Genomic DNA, 24,600 nt, shown 5'->3' on the forward strand with positions numbered 1-24,600 from the left:
CCCGCCCACGCCGCGTCAATGCTTTCGCGTCAGCTCGCGCATCGCATCGTCCAGTCCGGCAAGGCTGAGCGGATACATGCGGTCGTTCATCAGCTGTTTGATCAGCTTCACCGACTGGGTGTAGCCCCAATGCGCCTCCGGCACCGGATTGAGCCAGACCGCGGCGGGATAGACTTTTGTGATCCGGCCGAGCCAGACCGCGCCGGACTCTTCGTTGAAATGCTCCACGCTGCCGCCCGGATGCGTGATTTCATAGGCGCTCATCGACGCGTCGCCGACGAATATGACTTTATAATCATGGCCATATTTGTGGAGGATGTCCCACATCTGGTGGCGTTCGGACCAGCGGCGCTTGTTGTCCTTCCACACCCCTTCGTACGGGCAATTGTGGAAATAGAAGAATTCGAGATTCTTGAACTCGGTCGTCGCGGCGCTGAACAATTCTTCGCAGAGCTTGATGAACGGATCCATCGACCCACCGACGTCGAGGAACAGCAGCAGCTTGACCGCGTTGCGCCGTTCGGGGCGCATCTTGATGTCGAGCCAGCCCTGCCGCGCGGTGCCGTCGATCGTGCCCGGAATATCAAGCTCGTCCGCCGCGCCTTCGCGCGCGAATTTGCGCAGGCGGCGCAGCGCGATCTTGATGTTGCGGGTGCCAAGCTCCTTGGTGTTGTCGAGATTGGCGAACTCGCGCTTTTCCCAGACCTTCAGCGCGCGCTTATGCTTGCTCTCGCCGCCAATGCGGACACCCTCGGGATTGTAGCCCGAATTGCCGAAGGGCGAGGTGCCGCCGGTGCCGATCCACTTGCTGCCGCCCTCGTGGCGCTTCTGCTGTTCCTCGAGCCGCTCTTTCAGCGTCTCCATGATCTTGTCCCAGTCGCCGAGCGATTCGATCGCGGCCATTTCCTCGGGCGTCAGGAATTTCTCGGCGACGGCTTTCAGCCAATCGGCGGGCACATCGACCGGGTTCTGGCCATAATCGGAAATGATGCCCTTGAAGACCTTGTTGAACACCTGATCGAAGCGGTCGAGCAGGCCTTCATCCTTCACGTAGATCGCGCGGGACAGGTAATAGAATTGCTCGGGGCTGCGGTCGATCACCTCGCGGTCGAGCGCCTCCAGCAGCATCAGATGCTCTTTCAGGCTGGCGGGGATGCCTGCGGCGCGGAGCTCGTCGAGAAAGCCGAAAAACATGGGGCAGGCGTATCGCGTTCGCGCCGTCGGCGCAATCACTTTACGTGAACGTAAAGCGGCGGCGAGTTGACGCCCCGTTAACCAATGTTGGGCATAGCTTCGCGATCATATAGGGACGCGGGCAAGCCAATGAAATTCGATCCGATCAATCCGGCGGCACAGATACTCGACCAGTCGGTCGCAAGCGATTGCGGCGAACTGGCCGTGGGGTGCAGCGATGCCGCGGGACGGATCAAGCGCGCGACCGACCAGATGGACCGGCAGATCGGCGAGCTCGGCCGACTCGAAGACTATGTCGTCAGCCTCGAGGCCGATCAGCGCCAGATCGCCGATTCGACCGACGAGGCGAAAATCCTGTCGGCGCGCGCCTGTGAACAGCTCGATACCGGCGCCGAGCGCGTCAACGCCGCGGTCACCGAATTCCGTTCGGTCATCGATCTGGTCGCGCGGCTGGGTCAGCACGTCACCAATTTCGCCGCGGTGATGGAGCAGGTCCAGCAGGTCAGCCAGTCGATCGAGTCGATCGCCAAGACCACGAACATGCTCGCGCTCAATGCCGCGATCGAGGCCGAGCGCGCGGGCGATGCCGGCCGCACCTTTGCGGTCGTTGCCGCCGAGGTGAAAAAGCTCGCGCAGAACACGCGCGGCGCCACCGACGAAATCCGCCGTAGCATCGGCAGCCTCGCCGCCGAGGCGAGCGGGCTCGTCACCGAAATCCAGTCGGGCGTCGAACAGTCGAGCCGTGCCGAGGCGCAATTCGAGACAATTACCGACGCGCTGCACGATGCGACACATCTCGTCGCGCTGCTCGACGATCAGAGCGACCGCATCGCGCAAAGCTCCGCGATGGTGCATGCCAATGGCGCCAAGGTGCGCGAAGCGCTCGACCGCGTCGTGGGGTCGGTCCGCGACAATAGTTCAACCTTGGTCGGTACGCGCGATTCGATCCTGTCGATGGAGCATGTATCGAACCGCATGTTCAACGCCGTGATCTCGGCGGGCGTATCACCGCAGGATTCAGCGATTGTCGAATTGGCGGCAAAGGTTCGCGACGAATTCGTTGGGCTGGCCGAAACCGCGGTTGCGCGCGGTGAACTGACGATGGAGCAATTGTTCGACACCAAATATGTCCGCGTGCCGAATTCGAACCCCGAACGCTTCCGCACGACTCTCTGCGACTGGGCCGATGCAAACTGGCGCCCGCTGTTCGACCGCGTCGTGGCCAATCATCCCGAGATCAAGATGTCGTCGGCGGGCGACATGAACGGCTTTCTGCCCACGCATATCACCGAATGCTCGCGCGCGCCGACCGGCGACCTCGAGCATGATACGGCGCACTGCCGCAACGGCCGCCTGCTCTATGACGAGACCGACGCCGCAGCAAAGCGCAGCACCGCGCCCTTTTTCATGACGGTGTATCGCCAGGAAGGCGACGGCATCAATTATCTGACGGTGCGCAACGTCTATATGCCCGCGATCATCAACGGCCGCCGCTGGGGCGATGTCGAGGTGGCATACCAGCTCTGACGGGCGCCTTAGCTGCCCTGACGTCGCGCCATAAATGCCAGCTTCTCGAACAGCATCACATCCTGCTCGTTCTTGAGCAGCGCGCCGTGGAGCGGCGGGATCGCCTTGCCGACGTCGCGGTTCTGCAGGACCTCGAGCGGCATATCTTCGTTGAGCAGCAGCTTCAGCCAGTCGATCAGCTCGCTCGTCGAGGGCTTTTTCTTGAGGCCCGGAACGTCGCGCACTTCGTAGAAGATATCCATCGCGCGGCTGACCAGCGTCTTCTGGATGCCCGGGAAATGGACATCGACGATCGACGCCATCGTGTCGCGGTCGGGGAACTTGATATAGTGAAAGAAACAGCGGCGCAGGAAGGCGTCGGGCAGTTCCTTTTCATTGTTCGAGGTGATGACGACGATCGGGCGTTCCTTTGCGGTCACCGTCTCGTCGGTCTCATAGACATGAAACGCCATGCGATCGAGTTCCTGGAGCAGGTCGTTCGGGAATTCGATATCGGCCTTGTCGATCTCGTCGATCAGCAGCACGGGGAGCTTGGGCGAGGTGAACGCCTCCCACAATTTGCCCTTGCGGATATAGTTGCGGATATCGTGGACGCGCTCTTCGCCGAGCTGGCCGTCGCGCAGACGCGCGACCGCGTCATATTCGTAGAGGCCCTGCTGCGCCTTGGTCGTCGACTTGATGTTCCAGGTGATCAGCGGCGCGTCGAACGCCTTGGCGATTTCCTCAGCCAGCACGGTCTTGCCGGTGCCGGGTTCGCCCTTCACGAGCAGCGGGCGGCGCAGCAATGTCGCGGCGTTGACCGCGACCTTCAGGTCGTCGGTGGCGATATAGGCGCTGGTACCTTCGAAACGCATGCGTCGCTGCCTTCCCTTAACGTGAACGTCAAGCGGGCATAGCGGGGGCGGGGAGCCGGCGCAAGCGTGCCGCGGTCTCGCGGAGCGCGATCAGCTGTGCGCGCGACTCGCTGTGCGAGCGGCCATCAGATCCCACAGGCCGCTGTGCTGGGTGATCAGCTGCTGCGCGCCGAACACCATCGCGCGTTCGACCGCGGGGGTATCGGCGACGGTTCCGGCGAGCCGTGCGGTGTCGCGTAGGTCGGGCAGGGTGCAGGTCGGCGGGGTCAGGTCGAGCCGCAGCGCGCTGATGTCGAGCAGGACGCGAATCGTCCGCCAGTCGAGGGTCAGCGCGATCGCCGCGCCGACGGCACAGCCGTGGCGATCCGACTCGGCGAGCATGTCGATCGCCTTGCGCTGCGCGGCGACCGCGGCTTCGCATTGCGCCTGACCTTGGGTGCTTGGCACGGGGCCGACGGCGGAGGCGATTTTCGTCAGGAAGGCACGTTCCTGCACAAAGGCGTTGGCCGCTTCGTCCATCCACTGACGCGATGCCGGGTCGACCGCCTTGCGCGCGGCATTGTCGATCACGCCCGGATAACGGCCGTGGAGGAGGCAAAGAAAGTGGACGGCGTCGGCGAGGTTCCGCATCGCCTCGGGCCCACTCGACAGCGCGCCCGAGCGGACGTGCGGATGCGCGCCGGTGCCATCGCTGGCGACCAGCGAATCGAGCAGTTCGGCGACGCCGCGCGTCTGCGCCTGGGGCTGGGTCGACTGGCTCAACGCTTGATCCTCGCTGTGGCGGGGGCGCTACGACCCAAGCCAATGGAATTACAGCGATCAGTCTTAGAGCAACGTCGTAAACGTCGCGTTTATGCGCGGCGTTTGATTTGCATCGCGAGTGTTCCAGTCAGGGACAAAAGCCAGATGCAGAGGGACCGGCAAGCCCCGGGGGAAGCTTGCCGGTCCCATCCATGGCGCCCGGGGACACCGTTGGAGCGGAGTGGCCGGACTCGGGGAGAGTGCGTGTCCGGCCGATTCTGTTCTTACGCTGCGAGCGCGAGGTCCTCGGTCTGGTCGATTTGCCGTGCGGCGGGTTCGACCGGACCAGCTTCGGACCGGGCGGTTGCGATGGTCTTGGCCGGAAAGAGCAGCCGCGAAGCCAGCACCACGATGCCAAGGCCGAAATAGCCGGCAAAGGTCTGCACGGGGAAGAAGAAGAGCGGCGCGACAAAGGCGAGGCGCAGCCACAGTGGGTTGAAGCCGAAGTCCTGGCCAACGGCCTCACAGATACCGAAGAAGGTGTCGTGGCGGCGGAAGAGGTTGGTGGTTTCGTTTTCCATCTTTTTTGTCTTTCCCTTGGGCGGCGGGCACTGCCCCGCGCCGATGCCGAATGCATCGCAAAGGGCGTGCCAATTTACGCAGTTCCCAAATTTCCAAGCTTTTTCGCGTCAGCCGCGTCGGACCGCCTGCTCTGGATCGTGAATCAATTCCCATCGAGTGGGAACGGTTGCCATTTGATGGGTGGCGCCTGAACCGGTCATGAAGCCCTCCGCATCGCGATGACGCCGGCTATCTGGGGCATGATTGTGAAGATTTAAAGAAGCTGGGGCACAAAAATTGTGCGGTGCAGCATCGGGGCAAGGCTTTGATCCAAAGTGCAAAACAAAACACCCCGCCGGTGAGGGCGGGGTGTCTCATGTCCGAAAGACCCGAAGGGCTTACTGGTCGAGGAAGCTGCGCATCTTGCGGCTGCGCGACGGATGCTTCAGCTTGCGAAGCGCCTTCGCCTCGATCTGGCGGATACGTTCGCGCGTCACGCTGAACTGCTGGCCGACTTCCTCCAGCGTGTGGTCCGTGTTCATCCCGATGCCGAAGCGCATGCGCAGAACACGTTCCTCACGCGGGGTAAGCGACGCCAAAACGCGGGTCACCGTTTCCTTGAGGTTCGACTGCACCGCGGCATCGACCGGGATGACCGCATTCTTGTCCTCGATGAAATCGCCGAGGTGGCTGTCTTCCTCGTCGCCGATCGGCGTTTCGAGGCTGATCGGCTCCTTGGCGATCTTCATCACCTTGCGGACCTTTTCGAGCGGCATCGACAGACGCTCGGCCATTTCCTCGGGCGTCGGCTCGCGGCCGCTTTCGTGGAGGAACTGGCGGCTGCAACGGACCAGCTTGTTGATCGTCTCAATCATGTGGACCGGGATGCGGATCGTTCTTGCCTGATCCGCAATGCTGCGGGTGATCGCCTGCCGGATCCACCAGGTCGCATAGGTCGAGAATTTGTAGCCGCGGCGATATTCGAATTTGTCGACGGCCTTCATCAGGCCGATATTGCCTTCCTGAATGAGGTCGAGGAACTGCAGGCCGCGGTTCGTATATTTTTTGGCGATCGAGATCACGAGACGCAGGTTCGCTTCGACCATTTCCTTCTTGGCGATACGCGCTTCGCGCTCGCCCTTCTGGACCATGTTCACGACGCGGCGAAATTCGGTCAGGCTCATGCCCGCGGCTTGCGCGATTTCCGAAATCTCGATGCGGATGCGATCGACTGCACCGGCTTCATTCTCGGCGAAGGCGGCCCATTTCTTGTCGAGCCCGCTGACACTGTCGATCCAATTCTCTTCCAACTCACGCCCGACATAATTGTCGAGGAACGACTTGCGCGGCACTTTGTGGCGTTCGGCAAGGCGCAGCATCTGGCCGCCCAGCGCGGTCAGGCGGCGGTTGTAGCTGTAGAGCTGATCGACGAGATATTCGATCTTGGCGTTGTGGAACTGAACGCTCTCGACCTGCGCGGTGAGTTCCTCGCGCAGCTTGTGGTACTTCTTTTCCGACGCCGCAGGGAATTCGCCTGCGGTCGACAGCGCTTCTAGGCGCGCGTCCTGTAGTTTCGAGAAGGCCTTGAAGCTCTTTGTGATGTTCGCGAATTTTTCGAGCGCGTCGGGCTTCAGCAACTCTTCCATCGCGGCGAGGCTGAGGGTGTTGTCTTCCTCATCCTCTTCGAAGGTTTCGCGCTTGCCCGACGATCCTTCGCCATTCTCATCGTCCGCGTCGGCCGCGGGCTCTTCCTCGACCTCGTCCTCGTCCTTGAACGAGACGCCAGCGGTCTTTTCGCTGATTTCGCCGTTGTCTTCGGCGCCTTCTTCTTCGAGATTCTCTGGAACCGGGTCTTTCGAGAGCATGGCTTCGAGATCGACGATCTCGCGCAGCTGCATCTCGCCATTGTTCAGCGCGTTCGACCAGTCGATGATCGCGTTAAAGGTCAGCGGGCTCTCGCACAGCCCGAGGATCATCGTGTCGCGGCCTGCCTCGATGCGCTTCGCGATCGCGATTTCGCCTTCGCGGCTGAGCAGTTCGACGGCGCCCATTTCGCGCAGGTACATGCGAACGGGATCGTCGGTGCGATCGACCGTTTCCTTCTTCTTTTCGATCGCGGGGTTCGAAACCGAACCGGTGCCGGCGCTGACATCGACTTCGTCGTCGGGTTCGGCGTCGGCCTCTTCCTGCACATCTTCGTCGCTTTCGACGATGTTGATGCCCATGTCGGAGATTGCCGACATGATATCCTCGATCTGCTCGGACGACATCTCGTCCTGCGGCAGCGCCGCATTCAGCTCGTCATAGGTCAGGTAACCGCGCTTCTTGCCGCGCGCGATCAGCTTTTTGACGTCGGCCTCGTTGAGGTCGATCAGCGGGCCGTCGGTGTCGGTATCGGTATCGGCGGCGGTGCTTTTGGTGGCCATTCTTGTTCCTTGCCTTGGGGCAAAAGTGAGTCTTTCGGACTGCGCGTCACGAGGTCGAGCATAGCAGTTTTCTGCGCCGCGCTAGCCCCTGTCGCTTTCCAGCCATCGATTGGATGAGAAGTGCTGTCCGTCGGCTCTGAGCAATGTCGTCGCCCTATTATACACTTTCATTGCCGCCAATATGGCAAGCAACCCCTCACAATCAAGCCCTTCTTGACGCTTTACGTTGTCAAGCCTGACCGGCCTCCATCTGGGCGTTGGACGTATCCATCCAATCGAGAGCGTCGCCAAATAGGCGTGTCCGTTCCTTCCAAAGAAGTTGGCGACGGTGCTGGACAGCGCGATATGTTTCTTCCGAGAAGTCCATCATGAGTTGCTGATTGAGCCTCTCAAGTTCCATATTGAGGTCGGCCTCAATCGAGAGGAAATCTATGAATTGGGGAAGTCTTTTTTCAACCAGAGAAGGGTTCGTATCCCACGGAAACCGTAAGTCTATTTGCAGATTATGCCTATTGATGGAATCATACTCGCCTCGTGCAATAATTTGCGCGATAGCATTGTCGTCCGATCCGCCATTATGAAAAATGAAATCGCAAATTTCGTCCTGCCAACGCTTTAGCACATCGAACTTGCCACTATCAGGTATTGGGATCCGGGATAGTGCCTCGATATTATTGTATATGAATTGAGGGAACCGCGACGCCGCGTGAAATGCGTTCCGGATATAAGAGTTGTAGAGCGCGATATCCATCTTTGGGGAGGTGGCAACGACGCTTTGTTGAATGATGTGCCGATTTTGTGAGTTCCAGCCAAAGTCTTGGTAAAAGCGATCCTTAAACCACCTTCGATATTCGCTCTTCATGATGGGATCGGGAGCCGAATCCGATATTTCGTTTAAAGAAGTCTGGAGCGTGATGCGGCCTTCCGGCAATCGGCTATCCGATTCAAGGAAGGTAGCTTGATAGGTAAACTCGGCGAGAGGCAAGGCATCTTCCAGATGCTTTTCAAAAGCTCCAACGCCACTTTGCCGAACGACGTCGTCAGGGTCCATGCCAGCCGGAAGCTGTGCGATCTGTACCGTTTTCCCGCTCTGTAACGTCCTGATGGCGAGATGTGCTGCTCGTTTGGCGGCCTTGCTTCCAGCATTGTCGCCATCAAAACACAGAATAGGGGTATCGACCATCCGCCAAAGCAGGCCAAGCTGGGCTTCTGTGAGTGCGGTTCCTAGTGGAGCCACAGCATCAGCGATGCCAGCCTGGGCGAGGACGATAACGTCCATATACCCCTCGACAACGATGACACGTTTTGTCTGACGTGACGCCGGACTCGCCTTATCGAGATTGAAAAGCGTGCGGCCTTTGTCGAACAGTGGCGTGTCTGGCGAGTTGAGATATTTGGGCTCGCCGTCGCCCAAAATGCGGCCGCCGAACGCAATGACGCGGCCGCGCGCATCGCGGATCGGGATCATCAGGCGGCCGCGGAATCGGTCGTAGGGTTCCTTGTCCTCCACCGCAATGAGGAGGCCGGCTTCGACAAGCATCGCCGTAGGAAACCGCTTAAGCGCTTCCTTTAGTGCGCTGCGGCTTTCGGGCGCGAGTCCAAAGCTAAACGCCTCCCGCGTTGTTTCGGAGATACCGCGCTTGACCACATAGTCGCGTGCGGGCGCGCCGTTGCTGCTCGCGAGTTGCTGGGTGAACCAGTCCGCCGCCGCTTGCATGACGTCGCGCAGGCTCGCCTGTTCCTCAGCTTTCTTTGCGGCCCGCGGATCGGCAGCGGGAACTTCCATGCCGGCTTCGGCGGCAAGTTCCTTCACCCCATCCATAAAAGAAAGGCCACGTTGATCCGTCATCCAGCGGATCGCATCTCCGTGGGCTCCACAACCGAAGCAGTGATAAAAGCCTTTTTCATCGTTAATTGTGAAGCTTGGTGTCTTCTCGTTGTGGAAAGGACAGCAGGCTTTATACTCGCGTCCAGCACGCGTGACCTTCACCGTCCTCCCGATTAGGGTGGACAGCGTGATCCGGGATCGGAGTTCATCCAGCCATTGGGGTGAAAGCGACATGGTACATTAATGCCGTACGCGTTGCATGAAGTCGAGAAAATGCGCCGGACAGGATAAATCTCGTCCGGCCATTATGATTTCGCGCGAAAATTCAGCTCAACGCCGCCTTCACCCAGCCCGACGCCTTGCTCATATCGAGCTGGCTCCCAAGCCGGTCCTTCACCGCGGCCATCACCTTGCCCATGTCTTTCAGGCTCTCGGCGCCCAGCTCGACCACGATCGCCTTGATCGCGGCGGTCGCGTCATCGTCGGAAAGTTGCGCGGGCAGAAAGCCTTCGATCACCACGACCTCGGCCGCCTCGATATCGGCGAGTTCCTGGCGGTTGCCCTGTTCATACATGGCAATCGACTCGCGGCGCTGCTTCACCATTTTCTGCAGCACGTCGGTGACCAGCACATTGTCGTCGGCCGGCGGGGTGCCGGTCCGGAGTTCGATGTCCTTGTCCTTGATCTTGGCCAGCATCAGCCGGATGGTGCCGAGCCGCGCCTTGTCGCCGCTTTTCATCGCGGCGACCTGCGCAGCCTTGATGTCGTCACGAATCATACGTGTCCCCATGCGCTGCAAATTTCGGAAAGGCCCTCTCTAGCGCCAAGATTCCAAATCCGATAGCTTGTGAATCACTTTTTTGCCGCCTACTTGGTCGGCCGTTTAGCCCCCCGTCCGGAGCATGTTGAATGGCACCTGCCAACCCCTCTGCCGCGCCCAAAACCCAGCCCGATGGGGCGACGGGCGTCCTCGTCCTTGCCGACGGCACGATCCTGTGGGGGATCGGTTATGGCGCAAGCGGTGCGGGTGTGGGCGAGATTTGTTTCAACACCGCGATGACCGGCTATCAGGAAATCCTGACCGACCCGAGCTATGCGGGCCAGATCATCACCTTCACCTTTCCGCACATCGGCAATGTCGGCGCGAACCCCGAGGATATGGAGCGCGAAAAGCGCGCCGCGATCGGCTGCGTCACGCGCGAACTGCCGACGCTGCCGAGCAATTTCCGCAGCGTCCAGACCTTGCCCGAATGGATGGCGGCGCAGGGGCTGATCGGGCTGGCGGGCATCGACACGCGCGCGCTGACGCGCCGCATCCGCGATGGTGGTGCGCCGACCGGCGTCGTCGCGCACAATCCCGATGGCAAGTTCGATATCGACAAGCTGCTGATGCTCGCGCAGGGCTGGCCGGGGCTGGAGGGCATGGACCTCGCCAAGACCGTCACCCGCGAACGGCAGGGCGCGTGGGATGCGGGCGTCTGGCATCTCGGCTCGGGCTATGAAGCATCGAACCACAAGCGCGAGGGTGATCCTGCGCCCCACGTCGTCGCGGTCGATTATGGCGCGAAGGACAATATTTTCCGCAATTTGGTCAAGGCCGGTGCGCGCGTCACCGTGGTGCCCGCGAAAACCTCGCTCGAAGAGATTGTCGCGCTGCGTCCCGCGGGGGTGTTCCTGTCGAACGGCCCCGGCGATCCCGCCGCAACCGGCGACTATGCGGTGCCTGTGATCAAGGGGCTGCTCGAGCGTAACGTCCCGATCTTCGGCATTTGTCTGGGCCACCAGCTGCTCGCGCTCGCCGCGGGCGCGAAAACCGTAAAGATGCATCAGGGCCATCGCGGCGCGAACCATCCGGTGCAGCGCGTCGGCGGCGACTTCGCCGACGGGGTGGTCGAGATCACCAGCATGAACCACGGCTTCGCGGTCGATGCCGCGACGCTGCCGGGCGGCGTGGTCGAGACGCACAAGAGCCTGTTCGACGGATCGAACTGCGGTATCGCGATCACGGGTAAGAATGCCTTCAGCGTGCAGTATCACCCGGAGGCGAGCCCGGGGCCGCAGGACAGCTTCTATCTGTTCGAGAAGTTTGTGGGGCAGCTGGGGAAGGAGTAAACAATGGCGACTGTCAGGAAGTTTACCGTTGTACCACTCGATGACGCGTGCTCGCATGAAGACGTTGAAGCCATCGTTCGTCTTGTTGATTGTGGACCAGAGCGCCTAATACAAATCGATACTTATGGCCGGCCAACGCACGAAAAGCCGGGCAAACTCTCACAAACCATCCGTCTGGATAAGGCTGCTTTTGAAAAGCTGGTCGAAATTGGAAGCAAGCACTTTTAATGCCCAAAAGAACCGACATCCAATCCATCCTGGTCATCGGCGCCGGCCCGATCGTTATCGGTCAGGCGTGCGAGTTCGACTATTCGGGGACGCAGGCGATCAAGGCGTTGAAGGAGGAGGGCTATCGCATCGTCCTCGTCAACTCCAACCCCGCGACGATCATGACCGATCCCGACCTGGCCGATGCGACCTATGTCGAGCCGATCACGCCCGAAATCGTTGCGAAGATCATCGCGAAGGAAACCGCGCTGCATCCGGGCGGCTGGGCCGTGCTGCCGACGATGGGCGGGCAGACCGCGCTCAACACCGCGCTGGCGTTGTTCAATGACGGGACGCTGGCGAAATATGGCGTCGAGATGATCGGCGCCGATGCCGAGGCGATCGACAAGGCCGAGGACCGGATCAAGTTCCGCGACGCGATGACCAAAATCGGGCTCGAAAGTGCGCGCTCGGGCATTGCGCACACGCTCGACGAGGCGTTCGCGGTGCTCGAACGCACCGGCCTGCCGTCGATCATCCGCCCCAGCTTTACCATGGGCGGGACTGGCGGCGGCATCGCTTATAACCGCGAGGAGTTCGAACATATCGTCCGCGGCGGCCTGATCGCCTCGCCGACCACCGAAGTCCTGATCGAGGAATCGCTCCTCGGCTGGAAAGAATATGAGATGGAGGTGGTGCGCGACCGCAAGGACAATTGCATCATCATCTGTTCGATCGAAAATGTCGATCCGATGGGCGTCCATACCGGCGACAGCATCACTGTCGCACCCGCGCTGACGCTGACCGACAAGGAATATCAGATCATGCGCAATGCGAGCATCGCTTGCTTGCGCGAGATCGGGGTCGAGACCGGCGGGTCGAACGTCCAGTTCGCGGTGAATCCGAAGGACGGCCGCCTGATCGTGATCGAGATGAACCCGCGCGTGTCGCGTTCGTCGGCGCTGGCGTCGAAGGCGACGGGCTTCCCGATCGCCAAGGTCGCGGCGAAGCTCGCGGTTGGCTACACGCTCGACGAGATCATGAACGACATCACCGGGGTTACCCCGGCGTCGTTCGAACCGACGATCGACTATGTCGTCACCAAGATTCCGCGCTTTGCGTTCGAGAAATTCAAGGGCGCCGAGGCGGTGCTGTCGACCGCGATGAAATCGGTCGGCGAAGTGATGGCAATCGGCCGCACGATCCATGAGAGCTTGCAAAAGGCGCTGCGCGGGCTGGAGACGGGGCTTTCGGGCTTCAACTTCGTCGACCGCCTCAAGGGCGCGAGCCACGACACGCTGCGCAGCGAACTTGCGAAGGCGACTCCCGATCGGCTGCTCAATGCCGCGCAGGCGATCCGCGAGGGGCTGCCCTTGTCGGAAATCAACCGCATCGCGGGTTACGACATGTGGTTCCTCGAACGCATCGAAGAGATTGTCGAAGCCGAGAAGGAAGTCTGCGCTAACGGCCTGCCGCGCGACGCCGAAGCGCTGCGCAAGCTGAAAGCCATGGGCTTTTCCGACAAGCGCCTCGCCTATCTCGCGCTCCAGTCAGCGAACCTCCGCCCCGGATCGAAGCGTGCGACCGCACGCGGCAGCGGGCTGATCCACGAAGCGGTGAAGGCGATGACCGGCGGCGTCACCGAGATGGAAGTCCGCGCGCTGCGCCACAAGCTGGGCGTGCGCCCGGTGTTCAAGACGATCGACACCTGCGCCGCCGAATTCGCTGCAAAGACGCCCTATCTTTATTCGACCTACGAAGCCCCGACGTTCGGCGAGCCCGAGTGCGAGGCGAGCCCGAGCGATCGCAAGAAGGTCGTGATTCTTGGCGGCGGTCCGAACCGGATCGGGCAGGGGATCGAGTTCGACTATTGCTGCTGCCATGCCTGCTTCGCGCTCGAAGAGGCGGGGTATGAAACGATCATGATCAACTGCAATCCGGAGACGGTGTCGACCGACTATGACACGTCGGACCGGCTCTATTTCGAGCCGCTGACCGCCGAGGATGTGCTCGAAATCCTGCACGTCGAGCAGCAGAATGGCACGCTCGTCGGCGTCATCGTCCAGTTCGGCGGCCAGACCCCGCTCAAGCTCGCGCAGGCGCTCTCGGACGCGGGCATCCCGATCCTCGGCACCTCGCCCGACGCGATCGACCTGGCCGAAGACCGCGAGCGCTTCGCCGCGCTCGTCAACAAGCTGGGCCTGAAGCAGCCCGAAAACGGCATCGCGCGCAGCCGCGAGGAAGCGATCGCGGTGGCAACGCGCATCGGTTACCCGGTGCTGACGCGTCCGAGCTATGTGCTCGGCGGCCGCGCGATGGAGATCGTCGACGACCAGGCGCAGCTCGAAAATTATATCGAGACCGCAGTGCAGGTGTCGGGCGATTCGCCGGTGCTGATCGACCGTTATCTGCGCGACGCGATCGAGGTCGATGTCGATGCGCTGTGCGACGGCACCGACGTCGTCGTCGCGGGCGTGCTCCAGCATATCGAGGAAGCCGGGGTCCATTCGGGTGACAGCGCCTGCTCGATCCCGCCGTACAGCCTGTCGGCCGAGATCATTGCCGAGATCGAGCGCCAGACCGAAGCGCTGGCGCGCGCACTCGAAGTCCGCGGCCTGATGAACATCCAGTTCGCGGTGAAGGGCGACGAGGTCTATCTGATCGAGGTCAACCCGCGCGCCAGCCGTACCGTACCCTTCGTTGCCAAGGCTGTCGGTTCGCCGATCGCCAAGATCGCGGCGCGCGTGATGGCGGGCGAAAAGCTCGCCGACCTGCCCAAGATCAACCGCGACATCAAACATGTCGCGGTGAAGGAAGCGGTCTTCCCCTTCGCGCGCTTCCCCGGCACCGATCCGGTGCTGTCGCCTGAAATGAAGTCCACCGGCGAAGTCATGGGAATCGATCGCAACTTCAATCTGGCGTTTGCGAAAGCGCAGCTTGGTGCAGGCGACCGTCTGCCGACCGACGGGCGGGTGTTCGTGTCGGTGAAAGACAGCGACAAGCCGCGCATCCTCGACGCGGTGCGCCAGCTGACGGCGTGGGGCTGGAAGGTGATCGCGACCGGCGGCACTGCCGATTATTTGACCGCAGGAGGCATCGAAGTCGAACGCGTGAACAAGGTCGCCGAAGGCCGCCCGCATATCGTCGACCGGATCAAGGACGGCGATGTGCAGCTGATCTTCAACACCACCGAAGGGTGGCAAAGCCTGCAGGATTCGCAGTCGATCCGCGCGTCTGCACTGGCAGCCGACATCGCTTATTATACGACCGCGGCGGCGAGCGATGCAGCCACTCAGGCGATCGGCGCGTTGCGCTCGCACAGTCTTGAAGTGAAGCCGCTTCAGGACTATTATTAAGGGACCGCTCCACCCCCCGACATTGACGGAACAGCGGCGCAGCCGCCCGGCGAAGTTTCGCTGGCGCTGGATTATTGACGAAGGACAACAGGATAATGGCAAGCGTTGAAAAGGTGCCGATGCTGGCAGAAGGCTATGAGAAGATGAACGCGCAACTCGCGACTCTCAAAGCCGAGCGGCCGCTGATCGTCGATGCGATCGAGGAAGCGCGTGCACATGGCGACCTTTCGGAAAATGCCGAATATCACGCCGCGAAGGAACGCCAGGGACAGGTCGAAGCGACGATCGGCGATCTGGAAGACAAATTGTCGCGCGCGCAGGTTATCGATCCGACGATGCTGTCGGGCGATCGCATCGTCTTTGGCGCAACCGTCACCCTTGCCGACGAAGACGAGAAGCCGGTGCGTTACCAGATCGTCGGGCAGGCCGAGGCCGACGCCAAGGACGGCAAGATCAGCTATAACTCGCCGCTGGGCCGCGCGCTGATCGGCCGCCGCGTCGAGGACGAGATCGAAGTCACGGTACCCGCAGGCGATAAATATTATCTGGTGAAGAAAATCGAATTCATTTGATGGGTCGCTGACGATGAAGCCGCACGAAGCGCCGCTGGTCACGGGCTATGCGCTCGTTTGCGTCATCGTCTTCGCCCTGTTGTGGATCACCGGATTCCAGATCGACGCGATCGTTCGCGCGGGGTTTATCCCTGCGCGTTTCGGCAATGAGCTGATCCTCCCGCCGGGGACGCTGGTTCCGTTCATACTGACCCCGCTGTCGTCGGCTTTGTTGCACGGGGGGGTGCTGCACATCGTCTTCAATGTCGTCGTGCTGCTTTTTATCGGCCGCCAGCTCGAGGCTCCGCTGGGGTCGAAAGCGATGGCGGTGCTGCTGCTCGCTGGCGCTTATGGCGGCGCGCTCGCGCAATTTCTCGCCGACCCGCAGTCGGCAGTGCCGATGATCGGCGCCAGCGGCGCGATCTCGGCACTGATCGCAGTGTATGCGCTGATCTTCAGCCGCTCACAGGCGCCCGCTATCGGCCCGATCCCGGGGCATTGGGTGCGCGCGCTTTGGCTCGCCGCAGCGTGGATCGCGCTCCAGCTGCTCATCGGATTTGCCGGCGGCGGCTTTGGCGCGGTCGCGATCTGGGCGCATGTCGGCGGATTTCTCGCCGGCCTGTTGCTCGCGCGTCCGCTGCTGCGCTGGCGTTTCGGGGCGCGCTAGTCCGCTCCGGGGTTAAAGATTTCCGAGCAACCCGCCCGCGAGCAACATCGCGACGCGCACATCGATCCCGCAACCTTCGGCGCGCTTCGCGGCGACGAAATCGGCGATGCCGTCCAGCGGGACGCGGTGGACGGCAATGTCCTCGCCATCGACCCCGCCGCCTTCGCCAATTTTGGTGAGTCCGGTCGCGACGAGCAGGGTGAAGCTTTCGCTGACCATGCCCGGTGAGCTGTAGAATTCGCCGACGGTGCGCCAATGGTCGGCGCGGTAGCCGGTTTCCTCTTCCAGCTCACGCTGCGCCGCGATCTCGGGCGCTTCGCCGGCGGTGTCGTCGCCGACCAGCCCCGCGGGCAATTCGAGGCACTGAACTTTCAATGGCACGCGATATTGTTCGACAAGCATGACGTGGCGACCGTCCGGGCCGTCATCGATCGCGAGGATCACCGCCGCATGGATGCCGCGCGAGCGCGAGACATATTCCCACGTCCCCTGCTGCTTGACCGTGATGAAGCGGCCTTCCCACCGCGTCTCGATAGGCATGTCGAGAGAGGGGCGGCTCATGGATCGTCCTTTCGAGTGATAAATAGGGACAGTCCCCATTTAATCCGTTTGTGTCAAAGTTCGATCAGGCGGTCGGGTAGCTCGTTCGGATTTTCGCTGCCGCGCGGGAAATGCTCGGCGAGCACAATGCCCATCTGGCGCACGGCTTCGGCCATGCCCGCGCCGGGCTGGCCAGCGCGCACATGTTCGATCAGCGCCGCCATCGCATCGCCCCAGACCTCGGGCGCCACCTTTGCGGCAATCGCCTCGTCGGCGACGATATCGGCGCGGTGCTCTTTCAGGCTGAGATAGAGGAGGACGCCGGTGCGGCCTGCGGTCTTGCCCTCGGTGCCGACCTTGAACAGGTCGACCGCGCGTGCGCGAACACGCTGCGCCTTGATGCTGCGCGGGGTCAGCGCCATGCGCAGCGGCCGCCACAGCAGGATCAACCACATACCGATCCATTTGATCACGCCAATCGCAATCACCGTGCCAAGCCACGCGTTTGCGGTCAGTTCATGCCCCCAGCCACCCGTCAGCCAGTCATAGAGGCCGCGGTAGAATTGAGGGAACAGCGCAATCACAGACATCGCAAGAAAGGCGACGATGCTCGCCCACACCAGCGCGACATCGTCATAATCGTTCGACTTCGCCGCCACGACGGCGACGATTTCGCCGCTCGTCTGCGCCTCTGCGCTCGCAACCGCCGCGGTGACGATGTCGTGATCGGCCTCGCTCACATGGCTGACTTTATGTGGCATATCCTTCGCCCCTACCAGCCGCCGGAGGCGCCGCCGCCCCCGAAGGATCCGCCGCCGCCCGAAAATCCGCCAAAGCCGCCACCTCCGCCGCCGCCCCACGAGGATCCGCCGCCGCCGCCCCAGCCGCCACCCCAATGGTCGTCGTCGTCGCCGCCCCAGATGATGATCGGTGCATCCCACGGCCGATCCTTGTTCCGCTTCTTGCCGCGCCGCGAACGGCTCGACAGCCAGGGGATCACGAAAAATATGAAGAAGATGAAGCCGATGAAGAACAGCCCGCCGAAATTGCCGTCGCCCGCGCGTTCGCGCTCGGCCTTGTCGGCCGCCGCGGCGCGGGCTGCAGCTTCCTCGGGGGTCAGCTGAATCTGCTGCGCGATCGCGTTGACGCCGTCCTGAATGCCGCCGGGCATGTCGCCCGCCTTGAATTTCGGCGTCACGACATCGCGGATGATCCGCCCCGACAAAGCGTCGGTGAGCACCGGTTCGAGGCCGAGGCCGACCGAGATGTTCATCCGCCGCTCGTTCGGCGCGATCAGGAAAACGACACCGTCGTCCCTGGCTTCGTCGCCGATCCCCCACGCGCGGCCCAGCTTGTAGCCATAGTCGGCAATGTCGTTGCCCTCGAGGTCGTTGACCGTCGCGACGACGAACTGGTGGCCGGTCTTTTTTTCCAGATCGAGCAGCTGCGTATTGAGCGCCGCCTCTTCGGCAGCGGGGATGATGTCGGCCTGATCGACCACCGGGTTACCGGCGAGTTTCGGAAAGCTTTGTGCGCCGGCGGGAGACGCCGACAGCAACAGCAGCCCCGTCAGGGCTGCCGTTGCCAGCGGACGGAAAAGCGTGGGCAGGCCCACCTTACTTCCCGAAGTCGACCTTTGGCGCCTGGTTGGCGTTCGGCGTGATTGCCTTGTACGGCGTCATCGGCTGCGCGCCATGGACGATCTTTGCCCCGATGATGTCGGGGAAGGTGCGGATCGTCGTGTTATAATCCTGTACCGCGCCATTATAGTCCTGAACCGAGACGTTGATCCGGTTTTCGGTGCCCTCCAGCTGGGTCATCAGGTCGGCAAAGCGCGCCTGGCTGGCAAGGGTCGGATAAGCTTCGACGGTAGCCATCAACCGGCCGAGCGCACCCGTTACCTGCCCCTGCGCCTGCTGGAACGCCTGCACCTTTTCTGGGCTGTTGAGGTCGTCTGTGCTGAGCTTGATTTGAGTTGCCGACGCGCGCGCCTGCATGACGCCTTCGAGCGTCGATTGCTCGATCTGCGAGGCACCTTTTGCTGTTTCAACCAGATTGGGGATCAGGTCGGCACGCCGCTGATACGCGGCTTCGACATTGGCCCATTTGGCCTTGGCGGCTTCCTCCTTGGTGGGAACGCTGTTGATGCCGCAAGCGGCCAGCGACATCGCCGCGACGGGCACAATCAACCAACGGGCGGAACGCAAATTCATGGTCGGACACTCCCTCCGCGCGGCACGGCGCCGCGCCAACTGATTTAATATAGTAAGACGCTTCGGTCCCCGCAATCATTGACGCGGATAATCGTGTCATGCACTCTGGAATGACAGGCGCAGCGACCAAAGGGGTTGGTACATGATCAAAGATTTCAAGGCTTTCCTGAACCAGGGCAATGTGATGGGCCTCGCCGTCGGCGTCATCATCGGTGCGGCGTTCGGGACGATCGTCAAGTCGCTGACAGACGATGTGCTGATGCCCTTCATCGGCTTCGTCACCGGCGGTGGGGTCGATTTCACCAACCAGTATCTGGTGTTGTCGGGCAGCGAGAAAGTGACCGCGGGCATGACGCTCGCGGCGGCGAAGGCGTCTGGCGCGAACGTGATGGCGCTCGGCAGCTTCGTCACCGCGGTGATCAACTTCCTGCTGCTCGCGTTCGTCGTTTTCCTGCTGGTGCGGCAAGCGAGCAAATTCATCAAGCCGGCCGAAGAGGCGCCGGCGGGCCCGACCGAGATTGATATCCTTACTGAAATCCGAGACGAGCTGAGAAAGAAGGCGTGATCTATCCGCGATGAAATGCACGCGCGCCCTTTCCATCGGCGCGCGGACACCCTATATCGATCAGGTCGGTTTCGGCCGACTATGGTGATAAATGGTGTCGTGGAATAGACACAGCGGACCCGGGGGCAGTACCCGGCGGCTCCACCACAAACTCGCGCTTCTTGATGGGTGCGCGGGTTTCTGAGGGGGCCGAACCAGGATCGACGTGTGTTCAAAGACGATATTTTTGCCCGGGCTGAGTAACCCGTTCAAGGCTCAAAACCAATAGGTGCTAACGATAACGAAGCACTCGCTCTGGCTGCGTAACCTTTAGGCCTCACGGCCGAAAGTTATTCAAAGAGAGCGCGGTTCGGACCGAACCGGGCAACAGAATCGGATACCAGCGGCTGGGGACGAGCCGGGCAACAGAATCGTCCCACCTTTCCTTACAATCACCGATCAATGTGTGCTCTCGCAACGACTATGGTCGCCGAGCGCCTCGATGACCCGGCAATCGGCCGCGACACCGCCGCGACAGCGCCCGACGATGCGCGTGAGTTCCTCGCGCAGCAGGGTTAGCTGCGCGATTTTTTCCTCGACCTGTTCCAGATGCGCGGTCGCGATCCGGTCGGCCTCGCTGCAGTCGCGCGCCGGATCGTCTGACAGGTCGAGCAGCGAGCGGATTTCCTCGATCGTGAAGCCGAGGTCGCGCGAATGGCGCACGAAGCTCAGCCGCGAACGGTGCGCGTCGCTATAGCTGCGATAGTTCGCCGCGGTTCGATCGGGCGCGGGAAGCAGCCCGATCCGCTCATAATAGCGGATGGTTTCGATATTGGTCCCGGTCGCCCGCGACAGTTCGCCGATTTTCATCGCTTGACCCTGTAGTTGCTACAGGGTGCATATAGGTTGCCGACTCGAAGATGAAAGGAGCTTTCGACGTGGCCGATCAATGCTGTGCGGGAAAAAGTGGCAAGACCGCACTCAATGACCCCAAGTGGCGGCGTGTCCTGTGGATCGCGCTGCTGATCAACGCCACGATGTTCGGCGTCGAGATCGTCGCGGGCGTCGCGGCAGACTCGCGTGCGCTTCAGGCGGACGCGCTCGATTTCCTCGGCGACAGCGCCAATTATGCGATCAGCCTTGGCGTTGCGGGCATGGCGCTCGCCTGGCGTGCGCGCGCCGCCTTGCTGAAGGCTGCGACGATGCTCGCCTTCGGCCTATGGGTGTTCGGATCGGCGGTCTGGGGCTTCGTCGGCGGATCGGCGCCGCATGCGGAGACGATGGGGTTGATCGGCGCGCTCGCGCTCGCCGCCAATGTCGCGGTCGCACTGATGCTTTATCGCTATCGTACGGGTGATGCGAACATGCGCTCGGTGTGGATATGCTCGCGCAATGACGCGATCGGCAATGTCGCGGTGATGGGGGCTGCGCTCGGCGTCTTCGGTACCGGGAAAAGCTGGCCCGACCTCGCGGTCGCAGCGATCATGGCGGCGCTCGCGATCTGGGGCAGCATCGAGGTGTTCAGGCAGGCGCGCGGCGAACTCGCCGCCACGCCTGCCTAGAAGACCTCAGGCGAGGCTGTTGCCAAGGCCGATCACGACGGTCGAGGCCATCAGTACCGCGATCCCGAGCCACACGAGAGCGCGGGTGCGCCGACCCGCGGGCGCCCATTCCTTGAGCGCAAAGCCCCATAGGGTCGAGAAGAGGATGATGCTCGCCATGTGCAGCGTCCAGCTCGAAAAGCCGAAGCGCCCCATCTGGCTTTCGCCCATCGTGTAGAAGAAGAACTGGAAATACCACAAAGTCCCGCCGAGCGCGGCAAGGCCATAGTTGAGCGCGAGCGGTGGTTTTTCGGTTGCGCCGGGCGCGGCCTCGCCGACAAACTGGCGCACGCTGCGGTTGCGCGCGATCAGGATCGCGCACCAGATCAGGTTGGTGGTGAGCCCGCCGAGTAGCACGACGCAGAGCACGGGCAGCCCCTGCCATAGCGGATCGGTCCCGGCGGCGAGCGTCGACTCGCGGATCGGCGCGCCGGCGTCTAGGCCCCAGGCAAAGCAGCCCGACATGATGCCCGAGAAAACCGCGATCGCGAGCCCCTTGCGCAAGTTGAACTCGGACTTGTCGGCCTCCGCGATCGCGCCATCCATCTCGCGTTCCTTGCGGCGCCCCGCCTGTGCGACGATGACGATCCCGACCAGGGTGATCGCGATGCCAAGAAATACCGTCTGGCCGCTGGTCGTCGCGAACAGATCGCCCAAGGTGCCGCGAAAGATCGGCGGCCCCATCGTGCCGATGACGGTCGTCAGGCCGAGCGCGACTGCCATGCCGAGCGAGAGGCCGAGGTAGCGCATGGTGAGCCCGAAGGTAAGCCCGCCAAGTCCCCACATCGCGCCCCAGAACCAGCACCAGAACCAGATATCGCCCGGCGTCCGGCTCAGCACGCCGATCAGGTCACGCGTCTGGATCGACGCGAACAGCCAAGGCGCGAGCAGCCAGGAAAAAATGCCACCGGTGATCCAGAAAATCTCCCACGACCAAGCGCGGATGCGCTTGTACGGCACATAGAAGCTCGCGGACGACAGCCCGCCCAGCCAGTGAAAGAACACGCCAAGCAGCGGGTTCGCATCCATAAATTTCTCCCCTCGTCCCTCGTCAGGCGGCTAATGTCTCCGGCCCGATTTTGTCCACCCCGGTCGCGCCCGTGAGCGCCATCGCAACGCGCATTTCGGCTTCGATCAGGTCGAGCATATGGCGCACGCCTGCTTCGCCGGCCGCCGCAAGCGCGAACGCCCATGCGCGGCCGAGCAGCACGCCCTTCGCGCCGAGCGCGAGCATGCGCACGACGTCGAGCCCCGATCGCACCCCGCCATCGGCGAGAATGGTGAGTTGGTCGCCTACCGCATCGGCGATGCGGGGCAGTGCGCGCGCAACCGACGGCACGCCGTCGAGCTGGCGCCCGCCATGGTTCGACACGATGATCCCGTCGACGCCCGTTGCGGCGGCGCGCCGCGCATCGTCGGCGTCCAATATGCCCTTGATGACGATCGGCCCCTTCCAGTTATCGCGCACAAAATCGAGGTCGGCCCAGGTCACGCCCGGATCGAAATTATCCTTCATCCAGCCAAGGAAATCCTCGAGCCCCGATTTGGGGCCGAGAAGCGGCGCGACATTGCCGAGCTGGTGCGGGCGACCGTGAACGCCGACGTCCCATGCCCAGCCCGGGCGCGTCATGGCCTGACCGACACGCCGCGCCCGTCCGCGCAAGTTCGCCGCGCCCGAAAGTCCCGACCGGAGGTCGCGATAGCGCGCGCCGGGCATGGGCATGTCGACGGTAAAGATCAGAACGGGGCAGTGGGCTGTGTTCGCCTGGTCGAGCAGGGACCGCATGAAGCCGCGGTCGCGCACCATATAAAGCTGGAACCAGAAGGGCGTCGGACAGCCCCGCGCGACTTCCGCGAGCGAGCATGCTGAAACGGTCGACAGCGTAAACGGCACGCCCTTCGCCGCTGCCGCACGCGCGGCCTGCACTTCACCGCGCCGCGCCGCGATGCCCGCAAGCCCGATCGGGCCAAGCGCGACGGGCATCGCCAGCTCCTGACCGAACAGCGACGTCGACAGGTCGATCGCCGACACGTCGTTCAGTACCCGCTGGCGCAGCGAAATGTCCTGCAGATCCTCGATATTCGCGCGCAGCGTGCGCTCGGCATAGGAACCGCCGTCGAAATACTCGAAGAGGAAATGGGGCAGGCGCCGCCGCGCGGCTTCACGGTAATCGCCGATCGAGGCAGGCTTCACGCGGTGGCCTCCATCCGCTCGATTTCCTGCAGCCATCGCGCGCGATAAGGCGCAAGATCGACGTCGAGCGGTACGACGAGTTCGAGCGGTGCGGCGGGGGGCAACGCCGTATCGAGCAGGCGCAGCGCACCATAGGAAACGTCGTTGTGTGCCTTGCCGATATAGACCCGAAGATCGGGGCGAAGCGCGGCCAGCGCGCGGACGAAGACCTGTCCTTCGGCAAAACGTCCCTCGATCAGCAACCGGTCCTGCGTGCCGATGAGGTCGAGCGATGTTATGGTCATGAGCGCGGCATAGAGCGAGACCGCCGCGCGGCGCGCGGCATGATCGTCGGGCCGTGCGATCCATCGCCCGCTAGCGTGAGGGAAGGGGCCGAACCCCGGCGCGAAGCTCGGCAGCACCATCGCGCCGCTCGCAAGCACATCGGGGAGCGCCGCGAGCAGTGCAGGCTGGTCGGCCGCGATATCGATCTGCCGGGTGTCGAGCCCGATCAGCGTCTCGATCTCGCGCCCGCCCATGAAGCGCGCCGACGGGATCGGCTTGCCGAACGCATCGACGTTGATCAGGCAGTCGCGCGCTTCGTCGAGGCGGCTCGTATCCATTGACTCGGCGTCCTTGGGCGATCGCATCGCGACGAACCAGGTGCCCGTCGAAAGCACGGTCGATTCCTTTTCGGCAATCTCGGCAAAACCGCGCGCCGCGAGCAGCGCCGCATTTGAATCATGAAGCCCGCAATGAACTTCGGTGTCGGCGGGCAGGCCGGTACGCTGGGCCCATAAAGGTGTCAGCGTGCCGAGCACCTCGTCGGCTCGGCGCAGCGGCGCCAGCCGCGTGGCCCATCCGCGCCGTTCGGCAAGCCCGGACGGTTTGCCTGTCGCCGGATTCCAGAGGTCGGTATGACATCCAAGGCTCGTTACTTCGGACGCCGCTACCCGGCTCAACAACCAGCTCCAATATTGCGCCCAAGGGAGAATTTGTGTGCCTTGGGCGAGATCGGGGTCGAGCGCCTCAAGGCGGAAAATCTGCCCGCCGAGATTGAGGCCATCGGGAAGGGCGGGAGAACCGGTGTTCGAAAAGGCGTCGCGCTCGGCTTCGTAGCTTGCGCGCAGGCCCGCGGGCATCGCGTCTTCATAATCGAGCGGCGGGCAGGCGAGGCGGTTGCCGCGAATAAGTGCGGCCGCCGCGCCATGTCCGACCGGCATGATCGCCCCGACATCGGCTAGCCTAGCAAAATCGCGGAACGTTTCGGCGACCCACGCCTCAATTCCCCCGGCGTCGAGCGCGGTATACCGACCCGTATCGACACGCAGGTTGGCGCGCACACGGCGTTCGATCATCGCCCCGTCGGAAGACCACAGGCTCAGCTTTGCCAAGGTTTTTCCGATATCGAGGATTATGGTGGCGCGACCCTTCATCCTTCTCCCTTTTGCTTCGTTGCGACCGAATTTGATCGAACTTTATCGAAACTGATTGCGGGATGCCAG

Annotated in this window: 23 protein-coding genes and 1 other RNA gene; 9 read left to right on the forward strand and 15 right to left on the reverse strand. The window is 62.4% G+C overall.

Going from position 1 to position 24,600, the window contains the following annotated elements:
• Positions 1 to 15: 15 nt before the first annotated feature.
• The gene (locus AC3A43_RS12930) at positions 16 to 1,194 is read right to left on the reverse strand and encodes a vWA domain-containing protein (RefSeq protein WP_310085339.1); all 1,179 of its coding nucleotides are present in this window, start codon (positions 1,192 to 1,194) and stop codon (positions 16 to 18) included.
• A gap of 129 nt (positions 1,195 to 1,323) precedes the next feature.
• Here AC3A43_RS12930 and AC3A43_RS12935 point away from each other — a divergent pair, with 129 nt between their 5' ends.
• Positions 1,324 to 2,721, forward strand: coding sequence for a methyl-accepting chemotaxis protein (locus AC3A43_RS12935; protein ID WP_487792936.1), 1,398 nt, complete (start codon positions 1,324 to 1,326; stop codon positions 2,719 to 2,721).
• Between the two features lie 8 nt (positions 2,722 to 2,729).
• On the opposite strand, the gene AC3A43_RS12940 is transcribed toward AC3A43_RS12935, so the two are convergent.
• The 6 genes from AC3A43_RS12940 to AC3A43_RS12965 form a co-directional block, all read right to left on the reverse strand.
• Positions 2,730 to 3,575: an AAA family ATPase gene (locus AC3A43_RS12940; protein WP_447761464.1), complete on the reverse strand. Its 846-nt coding sequence runs from the start codon at positions 3,573 to 3,575 to the stop codon at positions 2,730 to 2,732.
• Between the two features lie 90 nt (positions 3,576 to 3,665).
• Entirely contained in the window at positions 3,666 to 4,337 is a 672-nt protein-coding gene (locus tag AC3A43_RS12945; protein WP_487792937.1) for a DUF6975 family protein, read from the reverse strand.
• Between the two features lie 263 nt (positions 4,338 to 4,600).
• Positions 4,601 to 4,897: a PspC domain-containing protein gene (locus AC3A43_RS12950; protein ID WP_487792938.1), complete on the reverse strand. Its 297-nt coding sequence runs from the start codon at positions 4,895 to 4,897 to the stop codon at positions 4,601 to 4,603.
• A gap of 378 nt (positions 4,898 to 5,275) precedes the next feature.
• Entirely contained in the window at positions 5,276 to 7,303 is a 2,028-nt protein-coding gene (gene rpoD, locus AC3A43_RS12955) for an RNA polymerase sigma factor RpoD (protein ID WP_487792939.1), read from the reverse strand.
• A 229-nt stretch (positions 7,304 to 7,532) separates the two neighbouring features.
• Positions 7,533 to 9,365, reverse strand: a complete 1,833-nt coding sequence (gene dnaG, locus AC3A43_RS12960) for a DNA primase (protein WP_487792940.1) — start codon at positions 9,363 to 9,365, stop codon at positions 7,533 to 7,535.
• A 91-nt stretch (positions 9,366 to 9,456) separates the two neighbouring features.
• Entirely contained in the window at positions 9,457 to 9,909 is a 453-nt protein-coding gene (locus AC3A43_RS12965) for a GatB/YqeY domain-containing protein (RefSeq protein ID WP_487792941.1), read from the reverse strand.
• A 131-nt stretch (positions 9,910 to 10,040) separates the two neighbouring features.
• On the opposite strand from AC3A43_RS12965, the gene carA reads away from it, so the two are divergent.
• From carA to AC3A43_RS12990, 5 genes are all read left to right on the forward strand, one after another.
• The gene (gene carA / locus AC3A43_RS12970; protein ID WP_487792942.1) at positions 10,041 to 11,243 is read left to right on the forward strand and encodes a glutamine-hydrolyzing carbamoyl-phosphate synthase small subunit; all 1,203 of its coding nucleotides are present in this window, start codon (positions 10,041 to 10,043) and stop codon (positions 11,241 to 11,243) included.
• 3 nt (positions 11,244 to 11,246) lie between these two features.
• Positions 11,247 to 11,471, forward strand: coding sequence for a hypothetical protein (locus AC3A43_RS12975; RefSeq protein ID WP_487792943.1), 225 nt, complete (start codon positions 11,247 to 11,249; stop codon positions 11,469 to 11,471).
• Positions 11,471 to 14,806 (forward strand): carbamoyl-phosphate synthase large subunit, encoded by a 3,336-nt coding sequence (carB, locus tag AC3A43_RS12980; RefSeq protein ID WP_487792944.1) that lies wholly within the window; start codon positions 11,471 to 11,473, stop codon positions 14,804 to 14,806. Before AC3A43_RS12975 ends, carB begins: the two co-directional genes overlap by 1 nt.
• A 95-nt stretch (positions 14,807 to 14,901) precedes the next feature.
• The gene (greA, locus tag AC3A43_RS12985) at positions 14,902 to 15,378 is read left to right on the forward strand and encodes a transcription elongation factor GreA (protein WP_487792945.1); all 477 of its coding nucleotides are present in this window, start codon (positions 14,902 to 14,904) and stop codon (positions 15,376 to 15,378) included.
• A 13-nt stretch (positions 15,379 to 15,391) separates the two neighbouring features.
• Positions 15,392 to 16,024, forward strand: a complete 633-nt coding sequence (locus AC3A43_RS12990) for a rhomboid family intramembrane serine protease (RefSeq protein ID WP_487792946.1) — start codon at positions 15,392 to 15,394, stop codon at positions 16,022 to 16,024.
• Positions 16,025 to 16,036: 12 nt separating this feature from the next.
• Here AC3A43_RS12990 and AC3A43_RS12995 read toward each other — a convergent pair whose 3' ends face one another.
• Genes AC3A43_RS12995 through AC3A43_RS13010 form a run of 4 tightly spaced genes read right to left on the reverse strand, consistent with a single transcriptional unit; the run spans position 16,037 to position 18,777 of the window.
• Positions 16,037 to 16,585, reverse strand: coding sequence for an NUDIX hydrolase (locus AC3A43_RS12995; protein ID WP_487792947.1), 549 nt, complete (start codon positions 16,583 to 16,585; stop codon positions 16,037 to 16,039).
• Between the two features lie 53 nt (positions 16,586 to 16,638).
• Positions 16,639 to 17,325, reverse strand: a complete 687-nt coding sequence (locus tag AC3A43_RS13000) for a TPM domain-containing protein (RefSeq protein WP_487792948.1) — start codon at positions 17,323 to 17,325, stop codon at positions 16,639 to 16,641.
• 11 nt (positions 17,326 to 17,336) lie between these two features.
• Positions 17,337 to 18,179 carry a TPM domain-containing protein gene (locus AC3A43_RS13005; RefSeq protein ID WP_487792949.1) on the reverse strand — a complete coding sequence of 281 codons (843 nt, stop codon included), beginning with the start codon at positions 18,177 to 18,179 and terminating at the stop codon, positions 17,337 to 17,339.
• A gap of 1 nt (position 18,180) precedes the next feature.
• Positions 18,181 to 18,777: a LemA family protein gene (locus AC3A43_RS13010; protein WP_487792950.1), complete on the reverse strand. Its 597-nt coding sequence runs from the start codon at positions 18,775 to 18,777 to the stop codon at positions 18,181 to 18,183.
• 142 nt (positions 18,778 to 18,919) lie between these two features.
• On the opposite strand from AC3A43_RS13010, the gene mscL reads away from it, so the two are divergent.
• Entirely contained in the window at positions 18,920 to 19,342 is a 423-nt protein-coding gene (mscL, locus tag AC3A43_RS13015; protein ID WP_487792951.1) for a large conductance mechanosensitive channel protein MscL, read from the forward strand.
• A 25-nt stretch (positions 19,343 to 19,367) separates the two neighbouring features.
• Positions 19,368 to 19,723: a transfer-messenger RNA gene (gene ssrA / locus AC3A43_RS13020) on the forward strand.
• A gap of 57 nt (positions 19,724 to 19,780) precedes the next feature.
• On the opposite strand, the gene AC3A43_RS13025 is transcribed toward ssrA, so the two are convergent.
• On the reverse strand, positions 19,781 to 20,191 hold the full coding sequence (locus AC3A43_RS13025) for a MerR family transcriptional regulator (RefSeq protein ID WP_487792952.1): 411 nt from the start codon (positions 20,189 to 20,191) through the stop codon (positions 19,781 to 19,783).
• 68 nt (positions 20,192 to 20,259) lie between these two features.
• Here AC3A43_RS13025 and AC3A43_RS13030 point away from each other — a divergent pair, with 68 nt between their 5' ends.
• Entirely contained in the window at positions 20,260 to 20,883 is a 624-nt protein-coding gene (locus tag AC3A43_RS13030; RefSeq protein WP_487792953.1) for a cation efflux transmembrane domain-containing protein, read from the forward strand.
• A 6-nt stretch (positions 20,884 to 20,889) separates the two neighbouring features.
• On the opposite strand, the gene rhaT is transcribed toward AC3A43_RS13030, so the two are convergent.
• The 3 genes from rhaT to AC3A43_RS13045 are packed head-to-tail and all read right to left on the reverse strand — an operon-like array spanning position 20,890 to position 24,531.
• Positions 20,890 to 21,951: an L-rhamnose/proton symporter RhaT gene (rhaT, locus tag AC3A43_RS13035; RefSeq protein WP_487792954.1), complete on the reverse strand. Its 1,062-nt coding sequence runs from the start codon at positions 21,949 to 21,951 to the stop codon at positions 20,890 to 20,892.
• A gap of 22 nt (positions 21,952 to 21,973) precedes the next feature.
• Complete coding sequence (gene lldD / locus AC3A43_RS13040) at positions 21,974 to 23,116, reverse strand: FMN-dependent L-lactate dehydrogenase LldD (RefSeq protein ID WP_487792955.1); 1,143 nt, start codon at positions 23,114 to 23,116, stop codon at positions 21,974 to 21,976.
• Positions 23,113 to 24,531 (reverse strand): FGGY-family carbohydrate kinase, encoded by a 1,419-nt coding sequence (locus tag AC3A43_RS13045; protein ID WP_487792956.1) that lies wholly within the window; start codon positions 24,529 to 24,531, stop codon positions 23,113 to 23,115. Before AC3A43_RS13045 ends, lldD begins: the two co-directional genes overlap by 4 nt.
• Positions 24,532 to 24,600 lie beyond the last annotated feature (69 nt).

The sequence above is a fragment of the Sphingopyxis sp. Soil_C_28 genome (genome assembly GCF_057657055.1).

Bases quoted from the DNA above. Each gene is read 5' to 3' on its own strand.
- AC3A43_RS12930 (WP_310085339.1), bottom strand. From the start codon at position 1,194: ATGTTTTTCGGCTTTCTCGACGAGCTCCGCGCCGCAGGCATCCCCGCC.
- AC3A43_RS12935 (WP_487792936.1), top strand. From the start codon at position 1,324: ATGAAATTCGATCCGATCAATCCGGCGGCACAGATACTCGACCAGTCG.
- AC3A43_RS12940 (WP_447761464.1), bottom strand. From the start codon at position 3,575: ATGCGTTTCGAAGGTACCAGCGCCTATATCGCCACCGACGACCTGAAG.
- AC3A43_RS12950 (WP_487792938.1), bottom strand. From the start codon at position 4,897: ATGGAAAACGAAACCACCAACCTCTTCCGCCGCCACGACACCTTCTTC.
- rpoD (WP_487792939.1), bottom strand. From the start codon at position 7,303: ATGGCCACCAAAAGCACCGCCGCCGATACCGATACCGACACCGACGGC.
- dnaG (WP_487792940.1), bottom strand. From the start codon at position 9,365: ATGTCGCTTTCACCCCAATGGCTGGATGAACTCCGATCCCGGATCACG.
- AC3A43_RS12965 (WP_487792941.1), bottom strand. From the start codon at position 9,909: ATGATTCGTGACGACATCAAGGCTGCGCAGGTCGCCGCGATGAAAAGC.
- carA (WP_487792942.1), top strand. From the start codon at position 10,041: ATGGCACCTGCCAACCCCTCTGCCGCGCCCAAAACCCAGCCCGATGGG.
- AC3A43_RS12975 (WP_487792943.1), top strand. From the start codon at position 11,247: ATGGCGACTGTCAGGAAGTTTACCGTTGTACCACTCGATGACGCGTGC.
- carB (WP_487792944.1), top strand. From the start codon at position 11,471: ATGCCCAAAAGAACCGACATCCAATCCATCCTGGTCATCGGCGCCGGC.
- greA (WP_487792945.1), top strand. From the start codon at position 14,902: ATGGCAAGCGTTGAAAAGGTGCCGATGCTGGCAGAAGGCTATGAGAAG.
- AC3A43_RS12990 (WP_487792946.1), top strand. From the start codon at position 15,392: ATGAAGCCGCACGAAGCGCCGCTGGTCACGGGCTATGCGCTCGTTTGC.
- AC3A43_RS12995 (WP_487792947.1), bottom strand. From the start codon at position 16,585: ATGAGCCGCCCCTCTCTCGACATGCCTATCGAGACGCGGTGGGAAGGC.
- AC3A43_RS13000 (WP_487792948.1), bottom strand. From the start codon at position 17,325: ATGCCACATAAAGTCAGCCATGTGAGCGAGGCCGATCACGACATCGTC.
- AC3A43_RS13010 (WP_487792950.1), bottom strand. From the start codon at position 18,777: ATGAATTTGCGTTCCGCCCGTTGGTTGATTGTGCCCGTCGCGGCGATG.
- mscL (WP_487792951.1), top strand. From the start codon at position 18,920: ATGATCAAAGATTTCAAGGCTTTCCTGAACCAGGGCAATGTGATGGGC.
- AC3A43_RS13025 (WP_487792952.1), bottom strand. From the start codon at position 20,191: ATGAAAATCGGCGAACTGTCGCGGGCGACCGGGACCAATATCGAAACC.
- rhaT (WP_487792954.1), bottom strand. From the start codon at position 21,951: ATGGATGCGAACCCGCTGCTTGGCGTGTTCTTTCACTGGCTGGGCGGG.
- AC3A43_RS13045 (WP_487792956.1), bottom strand. From the start codon at position 24,531: ATGAAGGGTCGCGCCACCATAATCCTCGATATCGGAAAAACCTTGGCA.